This window comes from Arthrobacter sp. HY1533 (assembly GCF_027568515.1).
GTDB lineage: Bacteria > Actinomycetota > Actinomycetes > Actinomycetales > Micrococcaceae > Specibacter.
Genome location: NZ_JANKZF010000049.1, coordinates 1 through 8,231, shown reverse-complemented (window position 1 = coordinate 8,231; position 8,231 = coordinate 1). Strand labels below are relative to the sequence as shown.

Sequence of the window (8,231 nt, the reverse complement as noted above, 5' to 3'; positions counted from 1 at the left end):
GGGCCCGGCCACCTGTGGCCGGGCCCGTCGAGGCCTTTTCATGTGCCGAGGAACTTCGCATAGGCCTCCGCGGCTTTTCCCAGGGCCTTGTCCTGGTTCGGCGTCAGCCCGTCAAACAGTTCCGGAAGCACCGCGCCGGCACGTTGCCTTTGCTTCTCCGCCGTCCCTTGTGCCTTGCGCCAGGTCCCGGCAACCCGGCCGCCGGCAACGACAGTCGCCTTGAAGATGCCATTGCCACCGGGCACGGTCAAGTTGGCGTGCTCGGTGGCCAGGGCTGCGCTGCGGTCGGTGTAGCCCAGCAGGTATTCGTCAAAGCCCGGCAGCAGGAGCACCGACCTGGCGCCCGCAACGGTTCCGCCCAGCAGCTCAGCCGTCTCCGGAGCCAGGTAGTGGGTTGCCCCGCCGCACTCAATGGTCTCCAGTCCGTGTGCTGCCCCGTCCAGGCCCGTCTTGATGTCCTTGAGCGTGAGCTTGCTCCACCACTGGAAGTCGTTGATGGTGGCCGGGCCGTGGCCGCGGAAGTACCGCAGTGCCAGCTCGGCAAGGGCGTCACCGCGGTCCATGGTGCGCGGGCTTTTGATCCAGGCCCCAGAGTTGATAAAGAATTGTGAGTTGCCGTTGCCGGCCGCAGAGTTGATGGGCCCCTGCACCAGGCTGCCTTGGAGACAGAGCAGAAACAAGAGGTGGTAGCCGCGCTGGGCCTTGGTTGCCTGGCCGGCCTGTTCCCAGGCGGCAAACAGCTGGTCCCGGCTTGCACGGCCGCCCGCCTGTTCCAGCAGCGCCAGGGCAAGCTCGCGCACCTGCTCCACGTCCTGCGCGGCAATTTCCAGCTGGCGGTGGCGCGTGGACAGGCTTTTGAGCATGCGCTCGGCTGTGAGGGACAGGATCCAGCCCAGGTCCTCGGCGAGCGTCACGTGCAGCGTGCCCCGCATGGGCCAGGACCTCACCAACTCGCCGCCGTTGAACGCTGCCTCCACCGACGCGCGGGTGCTGCCAGGCGCGCGCAGGCCGATTGACCACAGCGCGCCCGGGAAGTCCTGGCCCTGCAGCGCAGTCAGTGAACGCACAACGTCCACCGGCCCCGGTGCGGGGACGGTGGACGTTGGCAGGATTCCTTGGGCTGCGAGCCGCAAGCGGGCCAGGATGGCGGGGGTGACGCTGGTGCTCATGCCCCCAATCTAGCCCAAACGTTTGTGTCAGCGGGCGGTGCGCATGTTTGCCGTGATGGGGCATTCGAACGGGTCGCGCTGGCCCAGGCCCACACGGTTCAGGTAGCGCATCACGATCATGTACGACTGGCCCAGGGTGGTTTCCGTGTAGGTGATGTTCCGCTCGGCGCAGTACTGGCGGACCATGGGCTGGACGGCCTTCAGGTTCCTGGAGGACATGGTGGGGAACAAGTGGTGTTCGATCTGGTAGTTCAGCCCGCCCATGCCTGCATCAACCCACCAGCCGCCGGTGATGTTGCGGCTCATGAGGGTCTGGCGGCGCATGAAGTCGATCTTGACATCTTTGGGAACCAGCGGCATGCCCTTGTGGTTGGGGGCGAACGAGCCACCCATGTACACGCCAAGCGTCATGACGTGAACGGCAATGAAGGCCAAACCGAGGCCCCAGCCAAGGAAGAAGATGGTGAAGGCCGGCAGCAGCACCAGGCGGACAACCAGCAGGGCGATCTCGGCCGGGCGCTCGGGCACAATCTGCTTGCGGTCAAGGACGCGCTTCACCGAGGCAATGTGCAGGTCTAGGGCAACGAGCGTCAGCAGCGGGAAGAGGAAGTAACCCTGGCGGGCGGCGAACCACTTGGCGAAGCCACTGCGCTTGGCGGCGTTGTCGGGGTCGAAGACGATGACGCCGGGATCAATGTCCCCGTCCACACCAATCTTGTTCGGGTTCAGGTGGTGCTTGCCGTGCTTGTTCATCCACCAGCCGTAGCTCATGCCAACAAACAAGTTGCCGGCAATGCGGGCCAGCCAGGCGTTCTTCTTGGCCGAGGCAAACACCTGGCGGTGGGCGGCATCGTGGGAGATGAAGGCTGTGTGCGTGCACATGAAGCCAAGCAGCACGGCCGTGATCAGCTGCCACCAGGACTGCCCCAGCGTCAGGAACAAGGCAAGGACCATCAGGTAGCCGACGGCCTGGCGGGCGAATCGGGTCACGTACCACTTGATGTCGCGCTCCATCAGGCCGGTTGCGCGAACTTGCTCGGTCAGCGCAATGAAGTCGGTGACATGGCGGTCGCGGGCCGGGCGTTTCCGCACCGGCTTGGTGAGGACATCGCCTTCGTCCAGTACATCCGGGTTGTCAAGTGTTGCCGACGACATGGGGGGCTCCTTGTGCCGGTCCGCCCAGGGGAGGGCCGGTGAATAGAAAAATCGGAATCTTTCCATTAACACTAGGAATTTCCCCCGCGGCACACATCACACCCGGGAGCCGTCTTGACCCCCTACCGGGGTACGGGGTGGGGTTTGCCGGTGATTGAGCTTGTCGAAATCCTGGGTCTCGACAGGCTCGACCAACGGGGACAGGCTCGACCACCGGGGACAGGCTCGGCCACCGGCGACAGGCCCGGCAATTAGAGCGTGCAGCCCACCAGGACCGGCTCCGGTACCAGGGTGATGCCGAATTCGCGCACGACGCCGTCCCGCACCGCCCGCGCAATCGCCAGGATGTCCTCGGCGCTGGCACCGCCACGGTTCGTGATGGCGAGGGTGTGCTTGCTGGAGAGGGAGGCGCGCGGCGGGGTCCCGGCGTCGTCCGTCCCGGCGGACAGCTCCCCGGCAAGGCCCCAGCCCTTGGAGAACCCTGCATGCTCGATGAGCCAGGCGGCGCTGAGCTTGACCAGGTCCCCGGCGGGCCATCGCGGGGCGTCCTCGGGCAGGGCCGCGGCGGCCTCGGCGCTGACGATCGGGTTGGTGAAGAAGGAGCCGGTGGAGAAGGTGTCGCGGTCGGCCGGGTCCAGGACCATGCCCTTGGAGGCGCGCAGCTCCAGCACGGTGCGGCGCAGCTCGAGGGAGTTGGCGCGCTGGCCAGCCTCGACGCCGAGGCGGCGTGCCAGCTCGGCGTACTTCACGGGGGCGCTCATGCGGCCCAGCAGCAGCTGGAACTCAACCGTGAGGACCACAAAGCGCGGGGACCCGTTGACGGTGGCCGCCTTGAGCAGCGAGTCACGGTAGCCGAACTGGAGCTCATGGTTGGTGAAGGTGCGGACCGCGTTGTTTTCCCGGTCCCAGGTGCGCACGGCGGCAATGGTCTGGGACACCTCACAGCCGTAGGCGCCCACGTTCTGCACGGGCGTGGCCCCGGCGCTGCCGGGAATGCCGGAGAGTGCTTCAATGCCGCTCCAGGCGTGGAGCACGCTCTGGTGGACAAAGTCGTCCCAGTTGTGGCCGGCCTGGACCACCACGGAGGCACCACCGCAGGAGTCTTGTGAATCGGCTGCAAAGCCCGTGCTGGCGATCTGCAGGACAGTGCCGGCGAAGCCCTCATCCGAGACCACCAGGTTGGAACCGCCGCCAATGATCAGCAGGGGCTCGCCCGCGTCGTCGGCGGCCCGGACCGCGGCGATGATCTCCGCCTCGCTGGTTGCCGTGACGAAGTTGCGGGCGGGACCGCCCACCTCAAGGGTGGTCAGGGAACTGAGGGACTTTTGCGCATTCACAGTTCAACATTAGCCGCAGTGGGCGCCTTGCCCGCGTCCTGGAGGTACTTCGGCTTGCGCACCACGGGCGTCAGGAAGAAGGCCACGACGAGCAATCCAAGCACGGCCAGCAGCGAATGCAGCACGCCCACGTGCTCGGCCAGCAGGCCCAGCAGCGGCGGGCCGCCCAGGAAGGCGCCATAGCCCACGGTGGAGACCACTGAGACCCTTGCGGCAGCGTGCGCCGGATCGTCGGACGCGGCGGACATGGCCACGGGGAAGCCCAGCGCGGAGCCCAGGCCCCACAGGACCAGTGCCCCCAGGGCAATCTGGGCCGAAGGCGCAAACACAAACAGGCCCAGCCCAATGACTGCCAGGGCGGCTCCAACACGCAGCACCATGACGCGGCCGTACCTGTCCAGGACCACTGTCCCGGCGAAGCGGCCAATGGTCATGGCGGAGACGAAGATGCCGTAGCCGATGGCACCAATGGAGTCCTTGGTGCCGTAACCGTCCACGAGGGCCAGCGCCACCCAGTCGCCGGCCGCGCCCTCTGCCAGGCCCAGGCCCAGCACCAGGACACCCAGCATCAGGGTGCGCGGGTCCCGCCAGGCGGCGGCGATCTTTGCCTTGCCGTCGCGCTTGGCCGCCGACGCATCCTTGGCCTCGTCCCTTGCGGGGCTGGCAACCGTGCCCTTGGCGCCAACAATCGGGATGGGGCCCGTGCCGGGAACGGCGCTGGCGTCGCTGACATCCACCATGGAGGCGGCGTGGTTGAACTTGTCGGCCTGGTAGTGGCCGGCCCCAATGACTACAGCGACGCTGACAACGACCGCAACAACTGAAAGGTGGATGGCAACGGGCAGGTGGATGGACGCGGCCAGCGCGCCGAGCCCGGCACCCACCACTGTGCCGATGCTGAACGAGCCGTGCAGGCGAGGCATGATGTGCCGCCCCAGCGCCCGTTCGACGGCGGCTCCTTCAATGTTTGAGGCGGTGTTCCAGCTGCCTGTGCCGAGGCCCACGACCACCAGGCCGGCGCCCACCACGAGGGCTTCCGAGAACACCGTGGCGCCCAGGCCCATGACGATGACGCCCACGGCCTGGATGACGCTGCCCAGCCGGGTGGTCAACTTGGAGCCCAGGCGGAGCACAATGAGGCCGGAGCTGGCCACGGAAACAAACGAGCCCAGGGACATGCACAGCAGCATGAGCCCCACCTGGCCCGCACTCAGCCCAAGGTCGTCACGGATGGCCGGGATGCGGGAGACCCAGGTGGCAAAGACCAGCCCGGAACCGGCGTAGGCGGTGATGACACCGTTGCGCCAGGCAGCGACCTGGTTCACGCCAGGCGGACCGTGGCTTGCGCCTTCACCAGTACCTTCTGGCCGTCGAGGGTGACAGTCAAATCAATGCGGGCAGTGCCGGCCTCGGCATCGAGCGCACCGACGACGCCGGCCACCTCAACCACCGCACCGGGGCCGCCGTCGAGGTCTGCGACAGGGACGGGCTTGGTGAAGCGGGTGCCGTAGGAGACGACGGCGGCGGGGTCGCCGATCCAGTCGGTCACCAGCTGCACTGCCGCGCCCATGGTGAACATGCCGTGGGCAATGACGCCGGGCAGCTCAACCTCGCGGGCAAAGCGGTCGTTCCAGTGGATCGGGTTGAAGTCCCCCGAGGCCCCGGCATACTTGACCAGGTCCGCGCGGGTGACTTCGATGGAGCGTGAGCCGATCTCGGTGCCCACGGCCAAATCTGAGATGTTGACGCTCATTACTGTCCCTCCCCGCGCACCAGGATGGCGGAAACCGTGGTGGCGACAGCATCGCCGTCGACCGTTGAAATTTCTGCGCGGGTGGTGATCATGGCGCCGCCGCCCATGCCGCGGACACCGTCCACATGGAGTTCGGCGACGAGCTCGTCGCCGGCCACGATGGCGCGGTGGTGGGTGAAGCGCTGTTCGGCGTGGACCACGCGGGAGAAGTCGATCCCGGAGTCGGCGTCGTTGATCAGCAGCGCGTCGGCACGCTGGGCCACGATGATGGCGTAGGTGGGCGGGGCCACGAGGTCCGCGTGGCCCAGGGCCTGGGCTGCGGCAACGTCAAAATGGGCGGCGTGGGTGGCCTTGACGGCACGGGCGAAGTCACGGATGGATTCGCGCCCAACGCTGTAGGCCTCGCCGAGGCGGTAGCTGCGCCCCTGCAATTCGGGATTGATGGTCATGCATTCAAGCCTATAGCCCGGATGCGGGCCGTTGCACACTACGACCGCGCGTCGGACCGCATCCTGTCCACAACCTCAAGGAGTGAGGCAACGTCCACAGTTTCCTGCGCGTTGGCCGTGCTTGCAACCCCGGTTGGGAAGCCAAAGAGAGTGGCATTGAAGTACAGGCCATCACCGAGCAGCATGACGGCGCGGGCCACGGCCGGATCTCCGATGTCGCCCAGGATCAGCTCGAACCAACGGGCATGGAGTTCGGTGAAAACGTGCCGGACGGCGTCGTCATCACTTTGAATCAGGCGGTGGGCGGCGACGATGGCCCGGTCGAAGGGGGTGTCGCCAAAGACGCTGGTGCGGACGTAGTACTTGGCGCAGCCCTCGGGATCCTCGGCCATGGCGGCAAAATCCAGCTCGGCACATTCGCGCAGCTTCGCCAGCAGCCCCTCGGTCAGCGCATCCTTGCTCTTGAAGTGGTAGAGCAGGCCACCCTTGGACACGCCCGCCGCCGAGGCAACGGCGTCAAGTGTCGCGGCCTGGGGACCGTCGCTGATCAGCAGGTCCTCGTAGGCCGAAAGCACCCTGTCGCGGGCGGAGCGTTGAGTAGTCATTGCTCAACCTTACAAGAGGTGATGAACTACACCGTCCGGACGGTTTACTGTACCGGCTGGACGGTATAGAATCGTGACATGGCGACAACAGCAACCACACCCAAGAACAGCTTGACCGAGTCGACTCCACGCGCAGGCGTCCGCACCTGGATCGCACTGGCGGTCCTCATGCTGCCCGTCCTGCTGGTCTCGGTGGACAACACCGTGCTGAGCTTCGCGATCCCCTCCATCTCCCTGGCACTGACACCGTCGGCCTCGGAGCTGCTGTGGATCATTGACGTCTACCCCTTGGTTCTGGCAGCCCTCCTGGTGCCCATGGGCAGCATGGCCGACAGGTTTGGTCGCCGCCGCATGCTGCTGATCGGCAGCACTGGCTTCGCCGTGGTGTCAGCGTTCGCCGCCTTTGCGCCTTCCGCCGGAGCACTGATTGGCTACCGCGCATTGCTGGGCCTCTTTGGCGCCATGCTCATGCCCTCGACGCTGTCGCTGATCCGCAACTTGTTCCTGAACCCGGCCCAGCGCCGCCGTGCCATCGCCATCTGGGCAGCCGGCTTCTCCGGTGGTGCCGCCCTGGGCCCGATCGTGGGCGGATTCATCCTGGAGCACTTCTGGTGGGGCGCAGTGTTCCTGATGAGCGTCCCGGTCCTGGTGCCGCTGCTGATCCTGGCGCCCATCTTCGTGCCTGAATCCAAGGACCCGCTGCCCGGCAAGATTGATGTGTGGAGCATCGTGCTGTCCTTCGGCGCCATGGTCCCGGCAATCTTCGGCATCAAGGAAATTGCCCAGTCCGGCCTGTCCGGAACCAACGTGGCCCTCATCGCCCTGGGGCTTGGCCTGGGTGCCATGTTTGTGCGCCGCCAGCTGCGCCGCGCCAACCCCATGATGGACGTGACGCTGTTCAAGAACCCCGTGTTCAGCGGCAGCGTCAGCGCAAACCTGCTGAGCATCTTCTCGCTGGTCGGGTTCCTGTACTTCATCACCCAGCACCTGCAGCTCGTGGTGGGACTCTCCCCCACACACGCCGCCTACGTGCTGGTTCCCGGCCTGGCCATCACCATCATCTCCGGGCTCGTGGCAGCATCGCTGGCCAGCCGCTTCCGCCAGTCCTGGCTGGTGGCCGGCGGCCTGCTGCTCAACGCCTTGGCGTTCCTGATCGTTGCGCTGAACACCAACGGCTCCGTGGCCGGCATCATTGCCGCGTTCGTGGTGCTGGGCGCCGGCGTGGGCACCGCGGAGACCATCTCCAACGACCTGATCCTCTCCGCCGCTCCCCCGGCCAAGGCCGGTGCCGCCTCCGCCATTTCGGAGACGGCCTACGAGGTGGGCTCGGTCCTGGGCACCGCCGTGCTGGGCAGCATCCTGGCAGCCGCGTACCGCATGAACGTGGTGGTTCCCCAGGGTGTTTCGGCAGCCGACCATGACACTGCCTCCCAGACACTGGGCGGCGCCATTGAGGTGGCAGGCGGCCTGCCGGCACAGCAGGGTGAGGCCCTGCTGGCATCGGCCAAGCACGCCTTCGATTCGGGCTCCGCCACGGTGGCCCTGGTCAGCATGTCGCTCATGCTGCTTGCTGCGGTCATGTGCCTCTGGACCCTGCGGACGGCCGTGGCCAGCCCGGAGCCCGTGGAGCACTAGGTGTACTTGGCCATGAGGTTGGTGACGCTCGGGTCTTGAAAAAAGGGGGAGCCTCCGGGCTTAGTGGAGTTGTCTAATCCTTCACGGTCCGGAGGTTCCCATGTCCCACGCTAATGCCAGACTCACCT

Annotated in this window: 8 protein-coding genes; 1 reads left to right on the top strand and 7 read right to left on the bottom strand. The window is 66.5% G+C overall.

Going from position 1 to position 8,231, the window contains the following annotated elements:
- Positions 1-38: 38 nt before the first annotated feature.
- From PCK14_RS19125 to PCK14_RS19095, 7 genes are all read right to left on the bottom strand, one after another.
- Positions 39-1,169: a winged helix DNA-binding domain-containing protein gene (locus PCK14_RS19125; protein ID WP_269940113.1), complete on the bottom strand. Its 1,131-nt coding sequence runs from the start codon at positions 1,167-1,169 to the stop codon at positions 39-41.
- Positions 1,170-1,196: 27 nt separating this feature from the next.
- Positions 1,197-2,324, bottom strand: coding sequence for a fatty acid desaturase family protein (locus PCK14_RS19120; RefSeq protein WP_269940112.1), 1,128 nt, complete (start codon positions 2,322-2,324; stop codon positions 1,197-1,199).
- Positions 2,325-2,575: 251 nt separating this feature from the next.
- Positions 2,576-3,661: a UDP-N-acetylmuramate dehydrogenase gene (locus PCK14_RS19115; protein ID WP_269940111.1), complete on the bottom strand. Its 1,086-nt coding sequence runs from the start codon at positions 3,659-3,661 to the stop codon at positions 2,576-2,578.
- Complete coding sequence (locus tag PCK14_RS19110) at positions 3,658-4,986, bottom strand: MFS transporter (protein WP_269940110.1); 1,329 nt, start codon at positions 4,984-4,986, stop codon at positions 3,658-3,660. Before PCK14_RS19110 ends, PCK14_RS19115 begins: the two co-directional genes overlap by 4 nt.
- Entirely contained in the window at positions 4,983-5,414 is a 432-nt protein-coding gene (locus PCK14_RS19105) for a MaoC family dehydratase (protein WP_269940109.1), read from the bottom strand. The genes PCK14_RS19110 and PCK14_RS19105 overlap by 4 nt, the downstream gene beginning before the upstream one ends.
- Complete coding sequence (locus PCK14_RS19100; protein WP_269940108.1) at positions 5,414-5,863, bottom strand: FAS1-like dehydratase domain-containing protein; 450 nt, start codon at positions 5,861-5,863, stop codon at positions 5,414-5,416. The genes PCK14_RS19105 and PCK14_RS19100 overlap by 1 nt, the downstream gene beginning before the upstream one ends.
- Before the next feature lie 38 nt (positions 5,864-5,901).
- Positions 5,902-6,468, bottom strand: coding sequence for a TetR/AcrR family transcriptional regulator (locus tag PCK14_RS19095; protein ID WP_269940107.1), 567 nt, complete (start codon positions 6,466-6,468; stop codon positions 5,902-5,904).
- A gap of 78 nt (positions 6,469-6,546) precedes the next feature.
- On the opposite strand from PCK14_RS19095, the gene PCK14_RS19090 reads away from it, so the two are divergent.
- Positions 6,547-8,103, top strand: coding sequence for an MFS transporter (locus PCK14_RS19090; RefSeq protein ID WP_269940106.1), 1,557 nt, complete (start codon positions 6,547-6,549; stop codon positions 8,101-8,103).
- The last annotated feature ends 128 nt before the right edge of the window (positions 8,104-8,231 follow it).

Bases quoted from the DNA above. Each gene is read 5' to 3' on its own strand.
- PCK14_RS19125 (WP_269940113.1), bottom strand. From the start codon at position 1,169: ATGAGCACCAGCGTCACCCCCGCCATCCTGGCCCGCTTGCGGCTCGCA.
- PCK14_RS19090 (WP_269940106.1), top strand. From the start codon at position 6,547: ATGGCGACAACAGCAACCACACCCAAGAACAGCTTGACCGAGTCGACT.
- PCK14_RS19120 (WP_269940112.1), bottom strand. From the start codon at position 2,324: ATGTCGTCGGCAACACTTGACAACCCGGATGTACTGGACGAAGGCGAT.
- PCK14_RS19095 (WP_269940107.1), bottom strand. From the start codon at position 6,468: ATGACTACTCAACGCTCCGCCCGCGACAGGGTGCTTTCGGCCTACGAG.
- PCK14_RS19105 (WP_269940109.1), bottom strand. From the start codon at position 5,414: ATGAGCGTCAACATCTCAGATTTGGCCGTGGGCACCGAGATCGGCTCA.
- PCK14_RS19100 (WP_269940108.1), bottom strand. From the start codon at position 5,863: ATGACCATCAATCCCGAATTGCAGGGGCGCAGCTACCGCCTCGGCGAG.